Origin of the sequence: Pedococcus bigeumensis, from assembly GCF_039531795.1 — a bacterium.
Classification (GTDB): domain Bacteria; phylum Actinomycetota; class Actinomycetes; order Actinomycetales; family Dermatophilaceae; genus Pedococcus; species Pedococcus bigeumensis.
Genome location: NZ_BAAAQS010000001.1, coordinates 843718 through 865892 on the forward strand (window position 1 = coordinate 843718; position 22175 = coordinate 865892).

23 protein-coding genes and 1 tRNA gene are annotated in these 22175 nt (G+C 71.4%); 13 read left to right on the plus strand and 11 right to left on the minus strand.

Going from position 1 to position 22175, the window contains the following annotated elements:
* Positions 1–93: 93 nt before the first annotated feature.
* From rplU to proB, 4 genes are all read left to right on the plus strand, one after another.
* On the plus strand, positions 94–402 hold the full coding sequence (rplU, locus tag ABD262_RS04075; RefSeq protein ID WP_057377831.1) for a 50S ribosomal protein L21: 309 nt from the start codon (positions 94–96) through the stop codon (positions 400–402).
* A 37-nt stretch (positions 403–439) separates the two neighbouring features.
* Positions 440–709: a 50S ribosomal protein L27 gene (gene rpmA / locus ABD262_RS04080; protein WP_179420401.1), complete on the plus strand. Its 270-nt coding sequence runs from the start codon at positions 440–442 to the stop codon at positions 707–709.
* 168 nt (positions 710–877) lie between these two features.
* The gene (gene obgE, locus ABD262_RS04085) at positions 878–2410 is read left to right on the plus strand and encodes a GTPase ObgE (protein ID WP_344131552.1); all 1533 of its coding nucleotides are present in this window, start codon (positions 878–880) and stop codon (positions 2408–2410) included.
* Positions 2411–2420: 10 nt separating this feature from the next.
* On the plus strand, positions 2421–3545 hold the full coding sequence (gene proB / locus ABD262_RS04090) for a glutamate 5-kinase (RefSeq protein WP_344131555.1): 1125 nt from the start codon (positions 2421–2423) through the stop codon (positions 3543–3545).
* A gap of 49 nt (positions 3546–3594) precedes the next feature.
* Here the strand turns inward: proB and ABD262_RS04095 are convergent, their stop codons facing one another.
* Together ABD262_RS04095 and pdxY are read right to left on the minus strand one after the other, a co-directional pair.
* On the minus strand, positions 3595–4572 hold the full coding sequence (locus tag ABD262_RS04095; RefSeq protein WP_344131558.1) for a hypothetical protein: 978 nt from the start codon (positions 4570–4572) through the stop codon (positions 3595–3597).
* A gap of 52 nt (positions 4573–4624) precedes the next feature.
* A complete protein-coding gene (pdxY, locus tag ABD262_RS04100; RefSeq protein WP_344131560.1) occupies positions 4625–5476 on the minus strand; it encodes a pyridoxal kinase PdxY in 852 nt (283 codons plus the stop codon).
* Between the two features lie 133 nt (positions 5477–5609).
* Between pdxY and ABD262_RS04105 the strand changes: the two genes are divergently transcribed.
* Positions 5610–6890 carry a glutamate-5-semialdehyde dehydrogenase gene (locus tag ABD262_RS04105; protein WP_344131563.1) on the plus strand — a complete coding sequence of 427 codons (1281 nt, stop codon included), beginning with the start codon at positions 5610–5612 and terminating at the stop codon, positions 6888–6890.
* 85 nt (positions 6891–6975) lie between these two features.
* Entirely contained in the window at positions 6976–7671 is a 696-nt protein-coding gene (locus ABD262_RS04110; protein ID WP_344131567.1) for a class I SAM-dependent methyltransferase, read from the plus strand.
* Here the strand turns inward: ABD262_RS04110 and ABD262_RS04115 are convergent.
* Positions 7625–8605, minus strand: coding sequence for a glycosyltransferase family 2 protein (locus tag ABD262_RS04115; protein WP_344131570.1), 981 nt, complete (start codon positions 8603–8605; stop codon positions 7625–7627). The genes ABD262_RS04110 and ABD262_RS04115 overlap by 47 nt on opposite strands.
* A gap of 953 nt (positions 8606–9558) precedes the next feature.
* Between ABD262_RS04115 and ABD262_RS04120 the strand changes: the two genes are divergently transcribed.
* From ABD262_RS04120 to ABD262_RS04140, 5 genes are all read left to right on the plus strand, one after another.
* Complete coding sequence (locus ABD262_RS04120; RefSeq protein WP_344131573.1) at positions 9559–9804, plus strand: hypothetical protein; 246 nt, start codon at positions 9559–9561, stop codon at positions 9802–9804.
* A gap of 2 nt (positions 9805–9806) precedes the next feature.
* A complete protein-coding gene (gene nadD, locus ABD262_RS04125; protein ID WP_344131576.1) occupies positions 9807–10415 on the plus strand; it encodes a nicotinate-nucleotide adenylyltransferase in 609 nt (202 codons plus the stop codon).
* Positions 10416–10422: 7 nt separating this feature from the next.
* On the plus strand, positions 10423–10797 hold the full coding sequence (gene rsfS, locus ABD262_RS04130) for a ribosome silencing factor (RefSeq protein ID WP_082592622.1): 375 nt from the start codon (positions 10423–10425) through the stop codon (positions 10795–10797).
* Complete coding sequence (locus tag ABD262_RS04135; protein WP_344131581.1) at positions 10794–11405, plus strand: histidine phosphatase family protein; 612 nt, start codon at positions 10794–10796, stop codon at positions 11403–11405. The genes rsfS and ABD262_RS04135 overlap by 4 nt, the downstream gene beginning before the upstream one ends.
* 99 nt (positions 11406–11504) lie before the next feature.
* Positions 11505–11577, plus strand: a tRNA-Ala gene (locus ABD262_RS04140).
* 196 nt (positions 11578–11773) lie between these two features.
* Here the strand turns inward: ABD262_RS04140 and ABD262_RS04145 are convergent.
* From ABD262_RS04145 to ABD262_RS04160, 4 genes are read right to left on the minus strand one after another with little or no spacing between them, the layout of a single operon-like run.
* Positions 11774–12592 carry an ABC transporter permease gene (locus tag ABD262_RS04145; protein ID WP_344131584.1) on the minus strand — a complete coding sequence of 273 codons (819 nt, stop codon included), beginning with the start codon at positions 12590–12592 and terminating at the stop codon, positions 11774–11776.
* A complete protein-coding gene (locus ABD262_RS04150) occupies positions 12589–13506 on the minus strand; it encodes an ATP-binding cassette domain-containing protein (RefSeq protein WP_344131587.1) in 918 nt (305 codons plus the stop codon). Before ABD262_RS04150 ends, ABD262_RS04145 begins: the two co-directional genes overlap by 4 nt.
* On the minus strand, positions 13503–14267 hold the full coding sequence (locus ABD262_RS04155; RefSeq protein ID WP_344131590.1) for a DUF4386 domain-containing protein: 765 nt from the start codon (positions 14265–14267) through the stop codon (positions 13503–13505). Before ABD262_RS04155 ends, ABD262_RS04150 begins: the two co-directional genes overlap by 4 nt.
* A 53-nt stretch (positions 14268–14320) precedes the next feature.
* Complete coding sequence (locus ABD262_RS04160; protein ID WP_344131593.1) at positions 14321–14584, minus strand: hypothetical protein; 264 nt, start codon at positions 14582–14584, stop codon at positions 14321–14323.
* A gap of 267 nt (positions 14585–14851) precedes the next feature.
* On the opposite strand from ABD262_RS04160, the gene ABD262_RS04165 reads away from it, so the two are divergent.
* Complete coding sequence (locus ABD262_RS04165) at positions 14852–16120, plus strand: MFS transporter (protein WP_344131596.1); 1269 nt, start codon at positions 14852–14854, stop codon at positions 16118–16120.
* A gap of 124 nt (positions 16121–16244) precedes the next feature.
* Here ABD262_RS04165 and ABD262_RS04170 read toward each other — a convergent pair whose 3' ends face one another.
* On the minus strand, positions 16245–18971 hold the full coding sequence (locus tag ABD262_RS04170; RefSeq protein ID WP_344131599.1) for a winged helix-turn-helix domain-containing protein: 2727 nt from the start codon (positions 18969–18971) through the stop codon (positions 16245–16247).
* A 193-nt stretch (positions 18972–19164) separates the two neighbouring features.
* Between ABD262_RS04170 and ABD262_RS04175 the strand changes: the two genes are divergently transcribed.
* Positions 19165–20052, plus strand: coding sequence for a trypsin-like serine protease (locus tag ABD262_RS04175; protein WP_344131602.1), 888 nt, complete (start codon positions 19165–19167; stop codon positions 20050–20052).
* A 57-nt stretch (positions 20053–20109) separates the two neighbouring features.
* Here the strand turns inward: ABD262_RS04175 and ABD262_RS04180 are convergent, their stop codons facing one another.
* From ABD262_RS04180 to ABD262_RS04190, 3 genes are all read right to left on the minus strand, one after another.
* Positions 20110–20322 (minus strand): hypothetical protein, encoded by a 213-nt coding sequence (locus ABD262_RS04180; RefSeq protein ID WP_344131605.1) that lies wholly within the window; start codon positions 20320–20322, stop codon positions 20110–20112.
* Between the two features lie 215 nt (positions 20323–20537).
* Positions 20538–21539 carry an anti-sigma factor RsbA family regulatory protein gene (locus ABD262_RS04185; RefSeq protein WP_344131609.1) on the minus strand — a complete coding sequence of 334 codons (1002 nt, stop codon included), beginning with the start codon at positions 21537–21539 and terminating at the stop codon, positions 20538–20540.
* 171 nt (positions 21540–21710) lie between these two features.
* Positions 21711–22136, minus strand: coding sequence for a YkvA family protein (locus ABD262_RS04190; RefSeq protein ID WP_344131612.1), 426 nt, complete (start codon positions 22134–22136; stop codon positions 21711–21713).
* Positions 22137–22175: the final 39 nt, after the last annotated feature.

Here is a 22175-nt window from a genome sequence, read left to right on the forward strand (position 1 = left end):
ACAGAGCATCCCTCGCGGGGTGAGCTCGCGGGTAGCTGCCGGCCGGTCCAGACAGAGAGCGCGTGCCGCCCGAAGTAGGAAAGAGAGTTCCACGTGTACGCGATTGTTCGCGCTGGTGGTCGCCAGGAGAAGGTTTCCGTCGGCGATGTCCTCATCATCGACAAGGTCAGCGGCAAGGCTGGCGACAGCATCGACCTGACCCCCCTCCTCGTCGTCGACGGCTCGACCGTGACCAGCGATGCCGACAAGCTCGCCAAGGTCACCGTCAAGGCTGAGGTCGTCAAGGCCGCCAAGGGCCCCAAGATCACGATCATGAAGTACAAGAACAAGACCGGCTACCGCAAGCGTCAGGGCCACCGTCAGCACCTGACCCAGGTCAAGATCACCTCGATCGACGCCTGAGTTTCGGACCAGAGACCCAGAGAAGGCAGGTACTGACATGGCACACAAGAAGGGTGCGTCCTCGACCCGCAACGGTCGCGACTCCAACGCACAGTTCCTCGGCGTGAAGCGCTTCGGCGGCCAGCTCGTCAACGCGGGCGAGATCCTCGTCCGCCAGCGCGGCACGCACTTCCACCCCGGCGACGGCGTCGGCCGTGGCGGCGACGACACGCTGTTCGCGCTGGTCGCGGGCAACGTCCAGTTCGGCACGAAGCGTCGGCGCAAGGTCGTCAACATCGTCCCGCTGGAGACCTCGGACGCCAGCTGAGCTTCCGGGCGAAGCAGGACATCGACACTTTCGGTATGCCGCGTGGCCACGCCACGTGACGCACCGCACCGGAGGGGGCGGGCCCGACACGGGCCCGCCCTCTTCTGTTGTCAGGCACAGTGCACGTCGTTACCTAGAATTTCCCCCAGACAGACCAGAGGAGCCCCCATGACCACGTTCGTCGACCGCGTCGTGCTGCACGTCGCTGCCGGCGACGGCGGACACGGAGTGGCCTCGGTCAAGCGCGAGAAGTTCAAGCCGCTCGGCGGCCCCGACGGCGGCAACGGCGGCCGGGGTGGCAACGTCATCCTCCGGGTCGACCCGAACGTCACCACGCTCCTGGACTACCACCACCACCCCCATCGCAAGGCGACCAACGGCAAGCCCGGCGCCGGTGACGAGCGCAACGGCGCAGACGGCGGCGACCTGGTGCTGACCGTGCCCGAGGGCACCGTCGTCAAGGACGGCTCCGGCGAGGTGCTGAAGGACCTGGTCGGGCTGGACGGTGAGTTCATCGTCGCCAAGGGTGGCCGCGGGGGCCTTGGCAACAAGGCGCTCTCGTCGGCCCGTCGCAAGGCGCCCGGTTTCGCGCTGCTCGGCGAGCCCGGCGACGCGCTCGACATCGTCCTCGAGCTCAAGTCGCTGGCCGACGTCGCGCTGATCGGCTTCCCGTCCGCGGGCAAGTCCTCGCTCGTGTCGGTGCTGTCCGCCGCCCGTCCGAAGATCGCCGACTACCCGTTCACCACTCTCGTCCCGAACCTCGGGGTCGTGCAGGCCGGCGAGAGCCGGTTCACCATCGCCGACGTGCCCGGCCTCATCCCGGGCGCCAGCGAGGGCAAGGGCCTGGGCCTGGAGTTCCTGCGCCACGTCGAGCGGTGCTCGGTCCTCGTGCACGTCATCGACTGCGCGACGCTCGAGCCGGGTCGTGACCCCATGACCGACCTCGAGGTCATCGAGCGCGAGCTCGCCCAGTACGTGCCCGACGAGACGCTGGGTGGCCGGCCGCTGGCCGAGCGCACCCGCATCGTCGTGCTCAACAAGGCCGACGTCCCCGACGCGCTCGAGCTGGCTGAGATGGTCAAGCCCGACCTCGAGGCGCGCGGCATCGAGGTGTTCGTCGTGTCCGCCGTGGCCCACACCGGGCTGCGTGAGCTGACCTTCGCGATGGCCCGGCACGTCGCCGAGGCCCGCGCCGAGATCGAAGCCGTCGCCGCAGCCACGCCGCAGCGCATCGTCATCCGGCCCAAGGCCGTCGACGACTCCGGCTTCAAGATCATCCGCGAGAACACCGCCGACGGCGAGGTGTTCCGCATCGAGGGCGACCGGCCCACCCGTTGGGTCCGCCAGACCGACTTCTCCAACGACGAGGCGGTCGGCTACCTCGCCGACCGGCTCGGCCGGGCCGGCATCGAGGAGGCGCTCTTCAAGGCCGGCGCCGTGGCGGGCGCGACAGTCCTGATCGGGCCGAAGGACAACGCCGTGGTCTTCGACTGGGAGCCCACCCTCGTCGCCGGGGCCGAGCTGCTCGGCGCCCGCGGCACCGACCTGCGCCTCGACGAGGCCACCCGGCCCACCCGTGACGACAAGCGCGCCGACTACGCCGAGCGCCGCGTCGCGCGGACCGTCGCGCGCGACGAGCTGGCCGCCGAACGACGAGCCGGCCACTGGGCCACCGCGAAGGACGAGGACACCGAGGAATGAGCGCTGCGGCATGAGTGCGGTCGACCGCCGGGGCGACGTGGCGCGCGCCCGGCGCCTGGTGGTCAAGATCGGCTCCTCCAGCCTGACCGACGTCGGCGGAGGGGCGCTCGACGAGCAGCGGCTCATCGACCTCGTCGACGTGCTCGCGAAGCGCTGCAACGCCGGCCACCAGGTCGTGCTGGTGTCCTCGGGTGCCATTGCGGCGGGCATCGCACCGCTGGGGCTGACCAAGCGGCCGTGGGACCTCGCGACCCAGCAGGCGGCTGCCAGCGTGGGGCAGGGAGCCCTCGTCGCGGCCTACCAGCGCGCTTTCGGCGCCCACGGCCTCACGGTGGGTCAGGTGCTGCTCACGGCCGACGACGTGACCCGGCGGTCGCACTACACGAACGCCCGCCGCACCCTCGACCGCCTGCTCGAGCTCGGCATCGTGCCGATCGTCAACGAGAACGACACGGTGGCCACGCAGGAGATCCGGTTCGGCGACAACGACCGGCTGGCGTCGCTGGTGGCCCACCTCGTGCACGCCGACGGCCTGGTGCTGCTCACCGACGTCGACGCGCTGTACGACGGGCCGCCGAGCAAGCCGGGCAGCAGGCGCGTCCCCACCGTGGTCGGTGGCGCCGGCCTCGACGACCTCGTCATCGGTGGCACCGGCTCGAGCGTCGGCAGCGGGGGCATGGTCACCAAGGTCGAGGCCGCGTCGATCGCGAACGCCGCCGGCATCACCACGGTGCTGACCAGCGCCGACCGGGTCGAGCAGGCGCTCGCGGGGGAGGACGTCGGCACGGTCTTCGTCCCCACCGGTTCGCGGCGCACCTCCCGCAAGCTCTGGCTGGCGCACGCGACCACCCCCATGGGGCGGCTGCTGCTCGACCCCGGAGCCGTGCGCGCGGTCACCGAGCGCAGGACGTCCCTGCTGCCCGCCGGGATCACCGACGTCGAGGGCACGTTCTCGGACGGCGACCCCGTCGACCTCTGCGCGCCCGAGGGCCGCGTGATCGGCCGTGGGCTGGTCAACTACACCTCGGCCGAGCTGCCGGGGATGCTGGGTCGCTCGACCCGCGAGCTCGCCAAGGAGCTGGGCCCGGAGTACGAGCGCGAGGTCGTCCACCGCGACGACCTCGTCATCCTCTGAGCAGCGGCTCGGCGGCTCGCTCCCGGCGAAGGTATGCCGCGGGCGTGCGTCAGCGGGCGGGTGGCCCGATCGTGCGCGCCGAGCCCCGCACGACCTGCTGCCCGTCGACGAGGCTCAGGACGGCTCGGTCGCCGAGCTCGCGGTGGAGGGTCACCTCGACGGTGCGGACTGCGCCGATGGCCGAGCACGCGATGCCCTGACCACTGGGCTCGCGGGGGACCTGCACGACGGCGACGACGACTGCCCGGTCGGACTCGAACGCCTGGCCCCGGTAGTCGGCTCCGCACGGCCCCGGCTCGTCCGGTGCGCCGGTGAAGGTCAGCGTGAGCGTCCGGCCGCCCGGGGTGAGGTCGAACGACTCCGGCCGCAGGCCGTCGACGGGGGCGGGGGTCCAGTCCACCGGGGCGTGCACCAGACCCGAAGCGGGGACCGCGACCCGGAGCAGGGTCACGGCCGTGCCCTCGAGGGTGAAGCGCCAGGCCGGCACCGTGACCGTCCCCGCCGAGGTGCGCACGTCCATCGTGGTCAGGCTCGCGCCGGTGACCCGCAGGTCGGTGCACCCGTCGCAGCTGCTGCGTCGCCCCGTCATGGCGGCGAGGGCGGCGTCGGCCGAGATGACGGTCGTGGAGACGCCGCCCAGCGACCCGTCGACCACCCGGCCCGGCCCGGGCGCCGGGGGCAGCGGGGCGACCGCCACGAGGTGACCGGTGAGCCAGGCCAGCTTGTTGTTCTCGCCGACAGCAGGCTCCCAGTCGCCCTCCTGCTGCTCGAGCTGGTCGCCGAGGTCGACGGAGGGGGAGCCGCTGGTCTTCAGCGCGGCGGCATACCGGTCCAGCAACCGGGCTGCGCGCTGCGCCCGGTCCTGGTCGTCGCCCGTGGTCGGAGCGGGTGAGCCCCCGCGGGTCGCGCCGCCGCCGGCCGAGCCGCAGGCCACGAGCACGGCCGAGACGAGCGCGGAGAGCACGACCACTGTCGCGACCCGGACGAGGCCGGGGGGCCGCGTGGCGGCGGGGGAGGGCCGACTCATACCGGTGGGACGTCCTCGACGTCCGGAAGGTTGCGTGCCGGCTGTCGCCGGCTCACGGCAGCCGGCTGACCTCGAACTGCATCCGCGGCTCGGCGATGGTCGACTGCGACTGGACGAGCTGGAGCTCGCGCTCGCCCGACTCCAGGGTGTTGCTCAGCAGGTCGAACACGCTGCTCGCGGTGCGGGCCAGCGCCACGGCGGGATCGCCGGTCGACAGCAGGTGGGCGGTGAACAACGCAGCCGTGACGTCACCGGAGCCGTTGGCCTTCATCGGCAGCCGCGGCGTCTGCACGATCCACGCGCCGTCGTCGGTCACGGCCATCATCTCGATCGTGTCCGCCGCCGCGTCGGGGCGCTCGACGCTCGTCACGAGCACCATCGAAGGACCCATCGCCCGGGCCAGCTCCACGGACGCCAGGGTCTCCTCGACGGTCCGCGGCTCGGTGCCGGTGAGGAACCCGAGCTCGAACTGGTTGGGCGTGATGAGGTCGGCCGCCGGCACGACCCGCTCGCGCAGCAGCACCGGGATGGCCGGGTGCACGAAGCACCCGCTCCTGGCGTTGCCCATCACCGGGTCGCAGGCGTAGATGGCGGCCGGGTTGGCGGCCTTGACCTGGGCGACGGCGTCGAGGATCACGTCGCCGATGCCCTCGCCGCCCTGGTACCCCGACAGCACCGCATCCACCCCGGCGAACACCCCGCGCTCCTCGACGCCCCGGATCACGGCGCGCACGTCGTCGGCGGCCAGCAGCGGGCCGCGCCACTCGCCGTAGCCGGTGTGGTTCGAGAAGTGCACGGTGTGCACCGGCCACACCTCGACCCCGAGGCGCTGGAGCGGGAAGACGGCGGCGCTGTTGCCGACGTGGCCGTACGCGACCGAGGACTGGATCGACAGGATGCTCACGCATGCATTCAACCAGTGGCGTTGCACAGGCGCCCGGGCCCGGGTGGTCGTCCGCGGGGGTGGGGGCCCGGGTGGTCGTCCGCGGGGTGGGAGGCCCACCGCGGCAGGTCACGACGCGGCATACCCTTGGGGCATGGCTGAGATCGACCCCGCCGCCGTCGAGCAGGTGGCGACCGCCGCGCGTGCCGCACGGGTGGCGTCGCGCCGCCTGGCGCTACTGTCCCGAGCTGACAAGGACGCCGCGCTGCTCGCGCTCGCCGACGCCCTCGACGCCGCCACCGACCGCATCGTCGCCGCCAACGCCGAGGACCTCGAGCGGGGCCGCGGGTCCGGTATGCCGCAGGGCCTGCTCGACCGGCTGGCGCTCGACCCGCAGCGGGTCGCCGACGTCGCGAAGGCGCTGCGCGCCGTCGCTGCGCTGCCCGACCCGGTGGGGGAGGTGGTGCGTGGCTCGACGCTGGCCAACGGCCTCCAGATCCGTCAGGTCAGGGTGCCGATGGGCGTGGTGGGCATGGTCTACGAGGCCCGTCCCAACGTCACCGTCGACGCCGCCGGCCTGGGCCTGAAGTCGGGCAACGCCGTCATCCTGCGTGGGGGCTCGGCCGCCGAGTCGACCAACCGGGCCCTGGTCGAGGTGATGCGCAGCGGGCTGGTTGCGCAGGGGCTGCCCGCCGACTCCGTCACGCTGCTCGAGGGTGGCCGCGACGCCGTCCGCGCCCTGCTCACGGCCCGTGGCCTGGTCGACCTCATCATCCCCCGGGGCGGCGCCGGCCTGATCCAGACGGTCGTGACCGAGTCGACCGTGCCGGTCATCGAGACCGGCATCGGCATCGTCCACGTGTACGTCGACGCGGCCGCCGACCTCGACAAGGCGCTGGCCATCACGGTCAACGCCAAGACCCACCGGCCCAGCGTCTGCAACGCCGCCGAGTCGCTGCTCGTCCACGAGGCCGTGGCGGCGGACTTCCTCCCCAAGGTGCTCGCCGAGCTGTCCGGGGCCGGGGTGACCCTCCACACCGACGACGCCTCCGGCGCCGCGGCCGAGGCGGCAGGTGTGCCGCACCAGCCCGCGACGGAGCAGGACTACGGCACGGAGTACCTCGCGCTGGAGATGAGCGTGCGGGTCGTGCCCGACCTCGACGCAGCCTTGGAGCACATCCGGACCTACAGCTCGGGGCACACCGAAGCGATCGTGACCGAGGACCGGGCCGCAGCCCGGCGCTTCACCAACGAGGTCGACTCGGCGGCCGTGATGGTCAACGCCTCCACCCGGTTCACCGACGGCGGGGAGTTCGGGTTCGGCGCCGAGATCGGCATCTCCACCCAGAAGCTGCACGCCCGGGGCCCGATGGCCCTGCCCGAGCTGACCACCACGAAGTGGATCGTCGAGGGCGACGGACAGGTCCGCGCCTGAGCCGGCCGCGCGGCACACCCGGGGGTGGGTCACGCGAGCCGGCGCGAACTGGCAGGATGAGCGCCCGTGGAAGGCACTGAGTAGTTTGGAAGGCACTGAGGTCCGCAAGCTGGCCGCGCTCGAGGATGCCCACTGGTGGTACCGGGAGCGGCGCCACCTGCTCGGCCGGATGATCGACGGGCTGCGCCCCGGCACCGCGCTCGACATCGGCGCGGCGGGCGGCGGCAACACCCGGGTGCTGCGGCGGGCCGGCTGGTCGGTCAGCGCGCTCGAGTACGGCGCCGACGGGGCGCAGGTGGCCGCCGAGCGTGGGCTGTCGGTGGTGCGCGGTGACGCCACCGCGTTGCCCGTCGCCGACGACAGCCTCGACCTCGTCGTGGCGTTCGACGTGCTCGAGCACATCGTCGACCACGACACCGCCGTGTCCGAGGTGCGCCGGGCCCTGCGTCCCGGCGGGCTGTTCCTGATCGCGGTGCCGGCCGACCCCAAGCTGTGGTCGGACCACGACGTCGCGGTCGACCACGTGCGCCGCTACACCCGCGACACGCTGCGTGCGGTCCTCGAGCGCAACGGCTTCGAGATCGCGTCGATGACGTCGTGGAACGTGCTGCTCCGACCCGTCGTCGCCCTGCGGCGGCGCAAGGCGAGCGGGTCCGACCTCGAGACGGTGCATCCCGTCGTGAACCTCGGGCTGCGAGCCATCGTGACGGTCGAGCGCTACCTGCCCGTGAAGGCTATGCCCGGGGTGACGCTGATGGTGCGGGCTCGTCCGCGGAGGTGACCGGCCCGGTCAGCGAGTCGTAGGCGACGAAGTAGGTCGGTCGGGCCTGCAGCTGGGCGTACATCCGGCCGACGTACTCACCGAGGATCCCGACGCAGAGCAGCTGGACCGCCCCGACCCCGGCGACCGCCACGACCGTGGACGTCCAGCCCGGCAGGGTGTGCCCCAGCGCGCTGGCGACGAGGGCGTAGGCGAGCAGCAGCAGTGCCGCGAGGCCGCCGAGCAGGCCCAACCAGGTGGCGGCACGCAGGGGAGCGGTCGAGAAGCCGGTCACGCTGTCGAGTGACAGGCGGATCATCTTGGACAGCGGGTACTTCGAGCTGCCGGCGGCCCGTTCGTCGCGCCGGTAGGTGACCGAGGTCGACGGGAACCCCAGGGCCGGGACCACGAAGCGCAGCACCCGGTGGTGCTCGGGCAGCGAGTTGATCGCGTCGACCGTCGCGCGCGACATGAGCCGGTAGTCGCCGGCGTCGACCTGGGCGTGCGTGCCGGACAGGACGCGGATGAGCCGGTAGAACGCCTTGGCGCTCAGCCGTTTGAAGACCGAGTCGGTGGAGCGGTCGGACCGCACGCCGTAGACGACGTCGGCGCGCTGGGCGCGCGCCTGGGCGAGCATCTCGGGGATCACCTCGGGCGGGTCCTGGAGGTCGGCGTCGAGGGTGACGACGTAGTCGCCGCGGGCGCTCGCGAGCCCGGCGGAGATGGCGGCCTGATGACCGGCGTTCGCACGCAACCGGACGATCCGCAGCTGCGGCCAGTCCCGCAGCAGGCGCTGGAGGACCGCGGGCGACAGGTCGTCGCTGCCGTCGTCGACGGTGATCACCTCGTAGGTGGCGCCGAGCCCGTCCGCCACCGGTCGCAGCCGCGCGGCGAGCAGGGGCAGCACGTCTTCCTCGTTGAACACCGGGATGACGATGCTGAGCTCGGGGACCATGTCCCAAGGTTACGGGGATCCGTCGTCCCGGTGCGTGGCATCCCGGGGCGTGCCCATCGAGGGGCGTGCCATCGAGGGGCGTGCCATCGAGGGGCGTGCCATCGAGGGAAAAGGTGAAGGCCCCTCGAAGTATGAGTTCGAGGGGCCTTCGGGTGGAGATCCTCCCGGCCGCTGGCAGAACCAGCTGCTGGGTGGATCGCCGGGTGCGGGGTTCGGCGCCACCGGGGTGGTGCCTGGTCCCGCAGCGGAAGTCGTTCGCCACCGAAGTGGCTCGCGGCTCCCACGTGTGGTGTCGGTTTCTCCACCGAAGTGGGTCAGTTGTCAGCCACGGGGTGCGGGCTGTCCGGTCACCGAGGCGACCCGACGGCCCACGCGCGGGCGTCGTCCTCACCGAGGTGACGGCGGCTCCCACGGTTTGGTGCAGCTTCCTGAGCCGGCGAACCGCCCCATGATGCTGCCCCGGTCGATCGCCCACGCCCCCCGGCGAACCGGGTGTCGTGGCCACTGCGACGGTGGCGCCTGGCTGCTCCGGCGAACCGGTGCACCCCACGGCGATGCGATCTGGTCAACGGGCCCGGCGTTCCTCCGCGGCGTCGCCCGCGAACCTGTCTGCCCGAAGGCTTCGAGGACCTCGTCCGAGCGAACCCGGTCGAGGCGGTCGTCCGTTATCCGGTTGACCTGTGCTCCTGCCTCGTGGCCGTCCCGAGTCTCCTCGTTCCGACCCTCCGACCGGAGCGCGTGAGAGATTTCTAGTGGCCACATCCGTTGTGCCGCAATAGGTTTCCCGTACCAATTTTCGTCCACGGGTTTCCCACACCGTTGTCCACACCCGACCGTGCGCAACCCACAGGTTGTGCACACCCCTGTGCACAACATCCGTGGACAGCGGGGGCTTGCGCGGCCGGACGGTGATGGGCGCGGGGAGGGGGTCGGCGGCAGGTACGCTGTGGTGCATGTCGTCGTCTGCCTTCGCCCTGGTCGCTGCCGCCGAGGAACACACCCGCGAGCTGCCGATGTCCCCCTACGCGTTCGGGGCCATCGCCTTCACGGGCTTCCTGGTCCTCCTGGCCGCACTCTGGTTCTTCCGGGGTGTCGCGACGAAGATCGCGGCCGGCGGCGGTCCCCACGGCGGCGAGTACCACGGCGAGGGACAGGCCGGCCGGGCCGCACAGGCCGACCATCAGGGCAGCCACCACTGACCATGCGCCTCGGAGTGATGGGCGGGACGTTCGACCCGATCCACCACGGTCACCTCGTGGCCGCCTCCGAAGTCCAGACCCGCTTCGGGCTCGATGAGGTCGTCTTCGTGCCCACCGGCCAGCCGTGGCAGAAGGACGCGCGCGAGGTCAGCCCGGCCGAGCACCGCTACCTGATGACCGTCATCGCCACGGCCTCCAACCCCCGCTTCACGGTGAGCCGGGTCGACATCGACCGCCCCGGGCTCACCTACACGATCGACACCCTGCGCGACCTGCGCACCGAACGGCCCGATGCCGAGCTGTTCTTCATCACCGGCGCCGACGCGCTGGCCCAGATCCTGTCGTGGAAGGACGCCGACGAGCTGTTCGACCTCGCCCACTTCATCGGCGTGACCCGACCGGGCTACGTCCTGTCGGAGTCCGGCCTCCCGGCCGACCGGGTCACCTTGCAGGAGGTGCCCGCGATGGCGATCAGCTCCACCGACTGCCGGGCGCGCGTCGAGCGCGCCGAACCCGTCTGGTACCTCGTGCCGGACGGCGTCGTCCAGTACGTCAACAAATACCGCCTGTATGCCGCGGGCTCACCCGCCGGCGCACGAGCACGAACGTAGGAGAGCAGTGCCCGCCACCGAACGATCCCTTGACCTGGCCATGACGGCCGCCAAAGCAGCAGACGACAAGCTCGCCACCACGGTGGCCGGCATCGACGTGAGCGAACAGCTGGCCCTGACCGATGTCTTCGTCATCGTCTCGGCGAGCACCGACCGGCAGGTCGGCGCCATCGTCGACGAGGTCGAGGACCAGCTGCGCGAGAAGGGCGCCAAGCCGATCCGCCGCGAGGGCGAGCGTGACGGCCGCTGGGTGCTGCTCGACTTCGGCGACATCGTGGTCCACGTGCAGCACGACGAGGAGCGCGAGTTCTACGAGCTCGAGCGGCTCTGGAAGGACTGTCCCGAGATCGACCTCGGCGTGCCCAAGCGTCGGGACGCATGACCGCTGCCCGACGCGTCCTGCTCGTCCGGCACGGCGAGACCGACCACAACGCCGGTGGCGTCTGGCAGGGGCAGCTCGACACCCCGCTGTCCGAGCTCGGGGTGGACCAGGCCCGCGCAGCGGGCCGGGCGATCGCGGCATACCGGCCCAGCAAGGTGATCGCTTCCGACCTGGCACGTGCGGCGGTCACCGCCCAGCACGTCGCCGAGGCGGCGGGGGTGCCGGTGACCCTCGACCCGCGCTGGCGCGAGATCCACGTGGGGCAGTGGCAGGGGCTGCACACCAGTGAGGTGCGGGCCCGCTATGCCGACCTGCTGGTCGAGATGGACCGCACCGACGTCCGCCGTGGCGTCGACGGCGAGACGCTGGCTGAGGTCGGTCGACGGGCGGGGGAGTCGCTGCGCGAGGTGCTGGACGACCTCGGTGACGACGAGTGCGTCGTCGTCGTCGCGCACGGCGTCTCGAGCCGGGCGGCCGTTGCCGACCTGCTGGGGCTCGACCAGCACCTGGCCACGCGTGCGCTGGCGACCATGGGCAACTGCCACTGGGCGGAGCTCGCGGAGAGCCGCGTCGGGTGGCAGCTGAGCACGTGGAACGCCCACGCCTGAGCCGGCGGTCGTCGGCCCACCCGCCGATTTGGTGAAACAGGTGGGTCACTGGGTAAACTTCCGCAGTCCCCTCCGGGGGACATCCCCCTCGGGAGATCCGGGGCTGTGGCGCAGTTGGTAGCGCACTTCCATGGCATGGAAGGGGTCAGGGGTTCGAATCCCCTCAGCTCCACAAACACGAAGAAGGACCAGGCACGCTTTCCGCCTGGTCCTTCTTCGTGTTTCCGGATGTGTATGGGGGGAGTCGGGAGGAGCCCCAGCGCGAAGCGCCCCGGCGACGGCTCCCTCAGCTCCACCGAAGTGGAGATGGCCCCTGACCAGCGGAGACGCTGGTCAGGGGCCATCTCGCTGTTGCCGTCGCTGAAGGGCTACTTCACCTCGGACCGGAGCAGGGTGGCGACCCCGAGGGCAAGGGGAGCGACGAGCCACACGGCCGAGGTGACGCAGAGCTGCGTCCATTGCTGCGCGTCGAAGCCGCCGTGGAACAACGCGTCCTGGCTGTAGTTCGGGTCGACCCAGGGCTGGGCCGTCCGGAACCAGTCCTGGCTCATCGCCAGGAAGGTCAGCAGGGTCGGCGCGACGAAGGCGTAGACGAAGTAGCTGACGATGGCCCCGGCGGAGGTGCGCACGAGGACGCCGAGCATGAACCCGACGGCCATCAGCAGGGTGTTCGCGAGGGCGAAGTAGGCCAGGTCGGAGGCGGATTGGTCCCAGACCCGGGGCAGGCCGTGGACGGTCGTGCCGACGAGGTTGCCGACGGCTCCGAGGGGAAACGCGAGGAGCATCGCAGCCAGCCCCACCAGCAGCATGGCGATGCCCTTGGCGAGGATGACCCGGCCGCGGTGCGGCACGAGGGTGAACGTGGTCAGCCCGCTGCGCTGGCTCCATTCGGCGGTCACGGACAGGACCGCGATGAGTGGGAGCAGGACGCTCATCGGGTACCCGGTGGCCAGGGTGAACGTGCTGTAGGTGAGCTGGTCGTCAGGGGCGAACGCGATGACGAGGAAGGTCGCGAGCACTGCGGCGATGCCGGTGCCGGCGAGGAGCCAGAAACCGGAGCGGGTGTCGACCGACTTGCGCAGCTCGACGGCGACGATGCGCCGCAGGGGGATGCGAGCCGGGGACGTGGTGCCTGAACCGGTCGGCGTGATCGTGGACGTCCCGCCGAGGGTGATGGTGGTGCTCATGCCGCTGCTCCTTCTCGTTGGGTGGTGGCGGTGAGCTCGAGGAACATGTCCTCCAGGCCCGCGCCCTCGGCGGGCCGCAGCTCGAGCAGGGCGATGCCTGCGCGGGCGGCTTGGGCGCCGACGTGTTCGGTGTCGGCGTCGACGCGCAGGGTGACGACGCCGGGGGTGTTCGGGGCATCGTGGTCGGCGTATGCGGTGCCGGTTGCGGTCAGGGCGGCGACCAGACCGTCGCGGTCGCGTGTCCTGACGAGTGTTCCGGCGCCGGCGAGCAGCTCGGCCTTCGTGCCTCGGGCGACGATGTGGCCGTGGCCGATGACCACGAGGTCGTCGGCGATGACCTCGATCTCGTGGAGCAGGTGAGAGGACAGCAGGACGGTGCCGCCGCGGTCGGCGTATCCGCGCAGCAGGTCTCGCATCCAGCGGATGCCGGCGGGGTCCAGCCCGTTGGCCGGTTCGTCGAGGATGAGGGTGTGGGGGTCGCCGATGAGTGCCGTGGCGATGCCGAGCCGTTGTCGCATGCCGAGGGAGTAGTCCCGCACCCGCCGGGCGGCCTCGGTGTCGGTGAGGCTGACGACGCCGAGCAGCTCCTCGACCCGGGAGCGCGGAAGGCCCATCGTCTGCTGGGCGATGGTGAGGATCTCCCGGCCGGTGCGGCCGGCGTGCTGGGCGGATGCGTCGAGGAGGACTCCGACCTCTCGTCCGGGGTTGGGCAGGTCGGTGAACCGGCGTCCGGCGACGGCGGCGGCGCCGGCGGTCGGCTGGGTCAGCCCGACCATCATCCGCATCGTCGTGGATTTCCCGGCGCCGTTCGGGCCGAGGAAGCCGGTGACGCGTCCGGGTCGGGCGGTGAAGGTGACGTCGTCGACGGCGGTGGCGGCGCCGTAGCGTTTGGTGAGTCGTTGCACGGTGATCATCGGGTCACCGCTTGCTGCGCCTTGGTGCCCTGGACGTCCGCCGAGGGGGTTCTGAAACCCTTCACGACGAGGTAGATGCCCAGGCCGAGCTCCCAGAAGAACTCCGGCGCAGCACTGAGGGTCTGGGCGGCCCCGCCGGGCTCGATGAGGCCGAGGACGGCCGCCGAGCCAGAGGCGACGATGAGCGGTCCGCCGATGAGGCCGAGGACGGCGAGCCGGCGGGGCACCAGGCGGCTGCGGAACATCATCCAGCCGAGGATGCAGCCGTTGCCGACACCGACGACGAACTGGGGGCCGAGGTTGAAGGTCCAGTGCTGCATGGCCAAGAAGGCGTCCCCGACTGCGACCAGGCCGGCGGTGGCCTGCTCGCCGGCGGCCGCGAAGTCCTGACGCAGCGTGACGACCGTGAAGACGGCGAGGATGCCGACACCGATGAAGACGCTCTCCATGATCCGGGCAGCGATGAAGCTCAGGCCAAGGTTGGGATACCGGTGCTTGACCACCGTGTACAGGGCGGTGGCGCTGCCGATGTTGGCGATGATGAGGATCGCCTCAGCGAATGCGCCCCACAGGACGCGGGAGTCCTGCCCGGGCCCGGTGATGTAGTTTCCGTCGAACAGCGGCGGGTAGAAGCCGATCTTGGCGGAGATCGAGGTCACGTAGGTGACGATGAAGAGCCCGCCGACGATGGTAGCGGCGCGGCGCGTGGGGTCCGCAGCCGGCTGACGGTCGACGGTGCGGGTGTGCTGGGTGGTGGCCATGGGTGTCTCCTGGTGGGCGGGCTCGGGTGAGCCGGGATTGGGTGAGGGGCGGTTCAGGTCGATGGCCTGGGGTCGCTGCTGTTGTCGGGGTCTGTCTGGGTGACGGACAGCAGTGGGATGCCGAGGTCGCCGAGCCGACGGAGCAGCCCGTGGAGGGCTGCCTGGTCGGTGACCGGCCCGACCAGGGCGGTGGTGCCGTCGTCGAGGGCGTGGAGGGTCATGCCGTCGAAGCGGGCCGCCCACTGGGGTCCCAGCCGTCCTTGGAGGCGGATCTCGTACCAAGGGGTGGTGCCGGCGTCGGACGCGTGGTCGTTCATGGCTCTCCTCGAGGCGGTCCCGCGGTTGGCCTGGTGGGCCGGGTCGGGCTGGGCGGTAAGCGCAACGTAGGAGCCGATGTGGTGAGCAGCCATCACCAGATCTGGTGAGCTGGGAGGTGAGATTTCCTGGGTCACCTCGGCGAACCTGTCCGGGCGTCTGTTTCCCCGCACCGGTCGACCTCTGGTCGCCGGGGCGCCGACTGCCTACGGTGGGGGTGTGGGCGGGCTCGGGCCATTCCCACTCGCGTCCGCTCGGGGAGACCGAACATGGCCGACAACGAACCGGTGTCCGTCGCTGCGGCGACGGAGCCAGGTCCTCATCGGGTCGGGTGGGTCTTCGTCGCCCTGTACACGCTGTCCTACCTGGGGACGTGCCTGCTGTTCATCGCACCGTTGGCGGTCACGTTGGCGTTGAAGGTCAACGACCTGGTCGGGCAGGACGCCGCGCCGGGGCGTCTTGCGGTGGTGGTCGGTACGGGGTCGGTCGTCTCCTTGTTCGGCAACCCGTTGTTCGGTCGGCTGAGCGACCGCACGTCCTCGCGGTGGGGGATGCGCCGCCCGTGGATGGTGGGAGGTCTGCTCGGCGGGACGGTCGGGGTCCTGGTCGTGGCAACGGCACCGAGCGTGCCCGTGGTCGTCCTCGGCTGGTGCATCGCCCAGCTGTTCTTCAACGCGGTGCTCGCCGTGCACGTGGCGGTGTTCCCTGACCAGGTCCCCTCGGAGCAGCGCGGTCGGGTCTCCGGCGTGCTGGGGGTGTGCCTACCGATCGCGTCGGTGGGTGCGACGTTCGTCGTCAAGGTGTTCAGCGGGCACCAGCTGGCGATGTTCCTGCTGCCGTGCGCCATCGGTGGGGTCCTGATCGTGGCCTTCGCCGCGACGTTGAGGGACCGGCACCTGTCTGGCGACGGCACCCCTCGGTGGACGCTGCGCGAGGTCATCAGCACGTTCGTGGTCAGCCCTTCTCGGCACCCGGACTTCGCGTGGGCCTTCCTCAGCCGTTTCCTGCTGGTGATGGCGTACGCGTTCCTCACCACCTACCAGGTGTACTTCCTGCTCCAGCGGCTGCACCGCCGCGAGGCGGAGATCCCGGACCTCGTGTTCCTGGGGACGGTGGCGCAGTCATCTGCGGTCGTGGTCGCGTCCTTGGTGGGCGGCCGGCTCTCGGACCGAGCCGGCCGGCGCAAGGTGTTCGTGCTGGCGGCCGCGCTGGTGTACGCGCTCGCGATGGTCCTGCTGAGTGTCGCCACCACCTTCACCGCGTTCCTGGTGTCGGTATCGCTCAGCGGGTTGGGCTTCGGGCTCTACTTCGCGGTCGACCTCGCGCTGGTCGCTGACGTGCTCCCGAACCCGGACGAGTCGGCAAAGGACCTCGGCGTGTTCAACTACGCGGGCGCGCTGCCGTTCGCGTTGGCTCCGGCGGTGGCGCCCGGCATCCTGAGCCTCGGTGGCGGCAGCTACGGGTTCCTGTACGGCGTGGCTGCGGCGTGCGCGGCCGCGGGGGCATTCGCCGTGCTCCCCGTCAGGGCCGTGCGGTGAAGTCTGTCGCGTGGCCAGAGCGAGTCCTGCGCAAGTCCTGAGCGAGCGCCGATCGAGTCCTGAGCGAGCGCCGAGCGAGCCCTTGGCGAGGCCTGGGTCGGTCGCGCACTGCCCTTCGGCCTGGTCAGCGCGGGCTGTTGCCGAGGAGCCCGAGCTCGCGGGCCCGGCTGACCGCTGCTCGTCGTCCGCTCACGCCGAGCTTCGAGTACACGTTCCGCGTGTGGGTCCGCAGCGTGTTCAGCGACACCACGAGGTGTCGCGCGAGCTCGGGTCCGGTGAGGTCAGTCGCCAGCAGCCGCAGCACGTCCAGCTCGCGAGGGCTGAGCGGGTCGACCAGGTCCTGACGCAGGCTGGGCACCGGCCCCTGGGCCCCGTGCGGTTCGTCGCCGGCGCAGGCCTCCTGCAGGTCACGCACGAAGGCGGTGTCGCGTTGCCCGACAGGCAGCGTGGCCAGGAGTGGCAGGAGCGCGTCGCCGTGCTGGGCAAAGGGTCGGACGTGGCCCTCGGGCTCGGCGATCGTGACCGCTTGCTCGATATGTGCGGCAGCGGCAGCGGCGCGGCCGGCGGCGTCCGCCGCGAGGGCCTGCAGGACAATGACCTCGACGAGCGTGCCGAGACGACCGCCGCCGCGTGCCGATTCGTGCAGGCGACGCAGCAGCTCGGAGGCGTCCGCACTGCCCTCACGCGGGTGGCGTGCGCGGGCCTGAGCCACCAGGAGCATGGCCAGGGTGACGTGTTCGTACTCACGCAGGTAGCTCAGCTCGTCCGTGGGCGAGAGCTGGTGCTCGCCGGCCCAGACGCGGGCTGCCTCGAGCTGGCCCGCGGCCAGGAGGACACGCGCAGCGGTGGCGTGCACCGGCCTCACGTCGGGCGCGAAGTCAGCCACGTAGACCCTTCGCGCCTCCTCGAGCAGGGCAGTCGCCTCGGCGAGGTCGCCACGCTCCTGCCGCAACAGCGCCATCGCCACGCGCAGCCGGTAGGGGTGCCGGGGCAGGCCGGCCCGTTCACCGACGTCCTGCGCGCTGCGCAGCTCACTCTCTGCCCCGTCGAGGTCGCCGCGCTCGAGCAGGACCTCGGCCAGCCCCGTGTGGAGGTCGGCCGTGCCGCGCTGCACTTCGGCCTGGTCGACGGTCAGGTCCAACGCCCGTTCCAGCGTTGTCTGTGCCTCATGCAGGCGACCTTGCGTGACTCTCAGGTCCGCCAGGGTGGATGAGCAGCCCAGGACGTCAGGGACGTAGCCGACCAGTCCCAGCTCCTGGACGCAGCTGGTGTAGCACTCGTGTGCGGCGTCGAGGTCGCCCACCGTCCAGTGCGCCAGACCGGCCACGCCCCAGGTGCCTGCCAGGGTCGGGTGGTCGTCGGCGTCTGCCAACGCTCTCGCCTGTTCGACGTGCTGGTGGGTTCCTGGGAGGTCGCCAGCGAGGAGCGCCAGGGCGGCCCGGTAGAGCTCCGCACGGCCAGCCAGGCGCGGCAGCTCCGACGGGTCGTGTGCCACGACGTCGGCCACGGCGCCGCCCGCAGAAGCCAGGACGGACTCGAGAGCGTCCAGGCGTGCGGGGACACTGGGGAACTCGTTGCGTGACATGAGCGCTGAGATGAGCCCCATCGCCAGGACGGGACGAGCCCGCACGACGTCGTCGGGCACGACGTCGACCCAGCCGACCACGGTTGCTTCCTGCCGCTGGCGCAAGAGGTCGGGAATGGCCTGCTCCATGAGGGCGGCCGCCTTCTCGTGGTCTCCGGCTGCCACGGCGTGGCGGACGGCGGGGGTGAGCTGACCGTCGTCCTCGAACCAGTTGCTTGCGCGGTCGTGCAGCTCGGCCGCCGTCGGGCCTGCGGTGTCTGCGGCCAGGTGAGCGCGCAGCACGTCCGCGAACAGGTGGTGGTAGCGGTACCAGCGTCGTCGGGCGTCGAGTGGGATGACGAACAGGTTCTGCCGTTCCAGGTCCACCAGCGTGTCGGTGCCGCCGGACTGTCCGGTGACCGCGTCGCACAGCGGTCCGCTGAGCTGGTCGAGGACGGACGTCCGGAGCAGGAAGTCGCGGATGGCCGGCGGTTGGCGGCTCAGCACCTCTTCCACGAGGTAGTCGACGATGAACCGGTCGTCGCCAGCGAAGTCGGCGACGAACCGGCCGACGTCGTCCAGGCCGCGCATCGAGAGCGCGGCAAGCTGGAGCGCGGCGGCCCATCCCTCGGTCCGGTCCTCGAGGACCCGAAGGTGGGGGGCATCGAGGTCCAGACCTGCCTGGTACAGGTAGCTGGCGGTCTCGGGTGCGGTGAACCGCAGGTCAGCGGCGCGCACCTCGACGACCTCCCCGCGGGCTCGGAGCCGGCTCAGGGGCAGGTCGGGGTCGGCCCGCGTGCTGAGCATGACGTGGACGTGGTGCGGCAGGTTGGTGAGCAGGAACGTCATGCCTTCGGCGATGGGGGCGCCGTCGACCAGGTGGTAGTCGTCGAGGATGAGGACGACCGGTTCGGGGCTGTCGGCGAGCCTGTTGACGACCTCGGTCAGCACGGCTGACATCGGCGGTCCGGACCCGTTCAGCAAGGGCAGCACACTGTCAGCGAGGTCAGGCACCAGCGGCGCCAGGGCCGTGACGACGTAGGTCCAGAACACCTCGGGCTGGGCGTCGCTGGACTCCAGGGACACCCAGGCGACGCGGTCGGCTCCGGGTCCCCCGTGCACCCAGGTGGCGATGGCCGTGGTCTTGCCGAATCCCGCCTGCGCTGACACCAGGGTGAGCTTCGTCTGGGCACCTGCGTCGAGCAGGGCGGTGACCCTGGCGCGGTCGACGGTGGCGGCGCGGGCGTGGGGAACGTAGAACTTGGTGCTGAGCAGGGGGCCCGGCATGCCAGCTCCCATCGTGACCTTCGGCGCGGTGCTTGCAGCGTAGGGCAGCATTCCCCTGCGCCGCACAGGGCCGTGCGGGACACCACCCGGGACGCCCTCGCGAGACGCCAATGGGGGTTCCGTCGTCGCAGGTCAGGGCGTACCTTGACCGGGTCGCCACCTGGTCCGGGACCGCCTCAGAGGGGAATGAGCCATGCGCCGTCCGATCACCACCGTCGTCACCGCACTGGTCGCAGCAGCGGCCACCTCGGTCGCCCTGGCCCTGCCGGCCGGCGCGATCAACAGCTACAACGCCTCCCCGGCGCCGGAGCGCACCGAGGTGGGTGCCTTCGTCGCGCTGTGGGACAACACCGGCGACGGCGTGCCCGACCGGTTCGACTGGGTCTGCACCGGCATCATGGTCGACGACGACACCTACCTGACGGCGGCGCACTGCACCGACGACTGGCCCGCTGGCACGCGGTTCTTCGTCTCGCTCGAGCAGGACTTCCAGAGCCTGATCGACGCACACGCCACACAGCCGGCTGCTGTCCAGGCCGCACTGTTCCTGGCCAACGGCTGGGTCGTCGAGGGCGACACCCACCAGGACCCGGCCTACCCCGGCAACTCCGCCGACTCCCACGACATCGGCGTCATCGACTTCGCCGACCGAGCCGTGACGCCCCAGGACGTCTGGGACTTCACGCCCGCGAACCTGCCCACTGCGGGCCAGCTCGACCAGCTGGGTGGCCGGGCCCTCGACGCCGCCGACTGGTGGGCCGTCGGGTACGGCACCGAGGAGGCGGCCCGCGGGCCGGGCGGCCACACCCACCCCGGCGGTGGCGTGCGGATGAAGGCCGTGGAGGACTTCAACGCGCTCAACAAGACCTGGGTCCGCCTGGCGATGAACCAGTCCCGTGGCCTGGGCGGAGCCTGCTACGGCGACTCCGGCGGCCCGAACTTCGTCCAGCTCGGTGGTCGGCTGGTGCTGGCCGCCACCACCATCACCGGTGACGCCCCCTGCTATGCCACGAACGTGGCCTACCGGGTCGACACCCCCGGGGCGCGCGCCTTCCTCGCCCCCTACGTCGCCCTGCCCTGAGCAGGCGGGCTGGAAGGCCCACCTGCATGAGCTGGCAGCGTCACGGCATACCGTCGCTCAGTCCTGCTGGGGTGAGCCAGTTTCCCGGGGCTCGGGCGACGCGAGCCCCAGGGCAGCATCGACCTCCGCGTCGGTCAGCGCCCGATCCGCGGCCGCCACGGCAGCCATCACGTCGCCGAGCAGGGCGATCTCGTCAGCGAGGACCTCGTCGAGGAGCGGCTCTTCGGGATCGGGGGGGACCATCGTCTCGGTCCGCTCGGTAGGAACCATCTCGCGGTGCTCTTCAGCTTGGGCAGTGGGGACCGCAGGCCCCCGGCGACGCGTCCCCGCTCCACGTCCGATGTTCCGTGCCGACGCCTCCGGTGGGCTGTACCGGGTCTCTACACGGCTTGCGCGAACGGTCGTCCGTCCACACCAACGATCCTGCGGCGGCCGGTGGTGGCACGCCATAGCCCATCCGGGTGGTCTGTCGTGGGTGCGGACCGCTAGAGCCAGCTGTGGATCCGCACCGTGGTGCCGGTCTTGCTGGAGCGGACCTGCACGAGGTCGCAGAGCTGGTGGGCCATCCACAGTCCGTGGTCGAGCTCGTCCGACGACCCGGGGGGCAGGCGACCCTCCATGGGGTTGACGATGCGACCGACTCCACGCACCTCGCAGACCAGCGCGTGGTGCTCCTCCCAGATGCGCAGCTCGCTGGCTCCACGGCCGTGCCGCACGCTGTTCACCGCCACCTCGTGGACCCCCAGGACGAGGTCGTCGGTGCGTTCGGTGTCCAGCCCCGCGGATGACGCGTGCGCCCGGACGTCGGCGCGGACCTGCGCGTAGTCGTCGGCCCCGAACGACCGGTGCGAGACCACCACCTGCACCTGGGTGCGCGGCAGCTCGGCCTTGAACATCTTCCGCAGGTGGTGCACCCCGCCGTAGGTGGTGCTGCCCCGGTGGGTCTCGACGTCGACCACGACCGGGTGGGACCGGTGGGCCTCCGCGACCACCTCCTCCGGCAGCGTCGCGGTGTCGTAGGGACACATCAGCCACAACGGGGTCTCCGTGCCGACGGCCAGGTTCAGCAGCGCCTCGTGCATCTGGCACTCGGCGAGCTCGGCCAGCCGGCGGCCGTGCCAGATGGGCTCGCCGATGCCGCGGACGGGTCGTCCCGGGTGCTGGTCGGTGAACTGCCGCCACGCCGGGATGATCCGCGCCGGGTTCGCCCCGAGCCGCTCCATGTCGACGAACCTGACCTCGCCGGCCTCGCCGTCCAACGCCTCGCGCAACAGGTCGATGCGGGTCGGTGTGACCGCCACCATCACCGGTTGCCCGGCTGCCAGGCCCTCCCTGATGAAGGGAACGGTCCCCGTGAGGAACTGGTCGTCGCCCTCCCAGAAGAACGCCTCGTGGCGGTAGCCGTCGTGGGTGCGGTAGCGACCCGCCCCGGAGCCTGTGGCAGCCTCACGCGTCCCGGTCGGGGCGGTGCCGTCATCGGCTCTCACATGTGACGTAGCAGCCCCCCTTCGGAGAAGGTCCACCGCGATACTGCGGTCAACCGGCGTGCCAGACGTCCTCACCCGAGGCTACGCCTCGAATGCGTGGTTGAACCCGTCTGATGACGAAAAGGTGCAGGTCACGGCGGAAATCGGCCGTCGCGGGCGAGGAGTGGCCGGTCAGCCCTGCGGCTGGGGCCGGGCCAGACCCGCGACGCGGCAGACCGCCGCCAGGCCGTCCGGGGTGCCGGGCCAGTGCCGTTCGAGGGCGCCCATCCCCGAGTGGCGGACCACCGAACGCAGCGCGAACGCCACGATGACGACGTCGTCGGCGTACCCGATCACCGGGATGACGTCGGGCACCAGGTCGAACGGCATCGCCAGGTAGCCCAGCAGGAGCCACAGCCGCAGCCGGACGCCCCGGGGCAGGGCGGCGTCGGTGGCCAGCCGGCGCAGCAGGCGGACCACGTCGGGCAGGAGGCGCAACGCGTCGCGCAGCCCGAGCTCGTCGGGCCGGCCCACCCACAGAGCGACCAGCAGGGCGCCCCACAGGAGGAGCAGCCCGCCGGCGAGGCTCGCCGCGATCGACCACCAGGACCAGTCCATGGGCGCCATCCTCCCATCGACTGCAGTCGTCACCGGCCG

Bases quoted from the DNA above. Each gene is read 5' to 3' on its own strand.
- nadD (WP_344131576.1), top strand. From the start codon at position 9,807: ATGCGCCTCGGAGTGATGGGCGGGACGTTCGACCCGATCCACCACGGT.
- ABD262_RS04145 (WP_344131584.1), bottom strand. From the start codon at position 12,592: ATGAGCACCACCATCACCCTCGGCGGGACGTCCACGATCACGCCGACC.
- ABD262_RS04135 (WP_344131581.1), top strand. From the start codon at position 10,794: ATGACCGCTGCCCGACGCGTCCTGCTCGTCCGGCACGGCGAGACCGAC.
- ABD262_RS04180 (WP_344131605.1), bottom strand. From the start codon at position 20,322: ATGGTTCCTACCGAGCGGACCGAGACGATGGTCCCCCCCGATCCCGAA.
- ABD262_RS04155 (WP_344131590.1), bottom strand. From the start codon at position 14,267: ATGGCCACCACCCAGCACACCCGCACCGTCGACCGTCAGCCGGCTGCG.
- proB (WP_344131555.1), top strand. From the start codon at position 2,421: ATGAGTGCGGTCGACCGCCGGGGCGACGTGGCGCGCGCCCGGCGCCTG.
- ABD262_RS04165 (WP_344131596.1), top strand. From the start codon at position 14,852: ATGGCCGACAACGAACCGGTGTCCGTCGCTGCGGCGACGGAGCCAGGT.
- ABD262_RS04170 (WP_344131599.1), bottom strand. From the start codon at position 18,971: ATGCCGGGCCCCCTGCTCAGCACCAAGTTCTACGTTCCCCACGCCCGC.
- ABD262_RS04115 (WP_344131570.1), bottom strand. From the start codon at position 8,605: ATGGTCCCCGAGCTCAGCATCGTCATCCCGGTGTTCAACGAGGAAGAC.
- ABD262_RS04160 (WP_344131593.1), bottom strand. From the start codon at position 14,584: ATGAACGACCACGCGTCCGACGCCGGCACCACCCCTTGGTACGAGATC.
- ABD262_RS04190 (WP_344131612.1), bottom strand. From the start codon at position 22,136: ATGGACTGGTCCTGGTGGTCGATCGCGGCGAGCCTCGCCGGCGGGCTG.
- ABD262_RS04150 (WP_344131587.1), bottom strand. From the start codon at position 13,506: ATGATCACCGTGCAACGACTCACCAAACGCTACGGCGCCGCCACCGCC.
- rpmA (WP_179420401.1), top strand. From the start codon at position 440: ATGGCACACAAGAAGGGTGCGTCCTCGACCCGCAACGGTCGCGACTCC.
- obgE (WP_344131552.1), top strand. From the start codon at position 878: ATGACCACGTTCGTCGACCGCGTCGTGCTGCACGTCGCTGCCGGCGAC.
- ABD262_RS04175 (WP_344131602.1), top strand. From the start codon at position 19,165: ATGCGCCGTCCGATCACCACCGTCGTCACCGCACTGGTCGCAGCAGCG.
- ABD262_RS04095 (WP_344131558.1), bottom strand. From the start codon at position 4,572: ATGAGTCGGCCCTCCCCCGCCGCCACGCGGCCCCCCGGCCTCGTCCGG.
- ABD262_RS04105 (WP_344131563.1), top strand. From the start codon at position 5,610: ATGGCTGAGATCGACCCCGCCGCCGTCGAGCAGGTGGCGACCGCCGCG.
- ABD262_RS04120 (WP_344131573.1), top strand. From the start codon at position 9,559: ATGTCGTCGTCTGCCTTCGCCCTGGTCGCTGCCGCCGAGGAACACACC.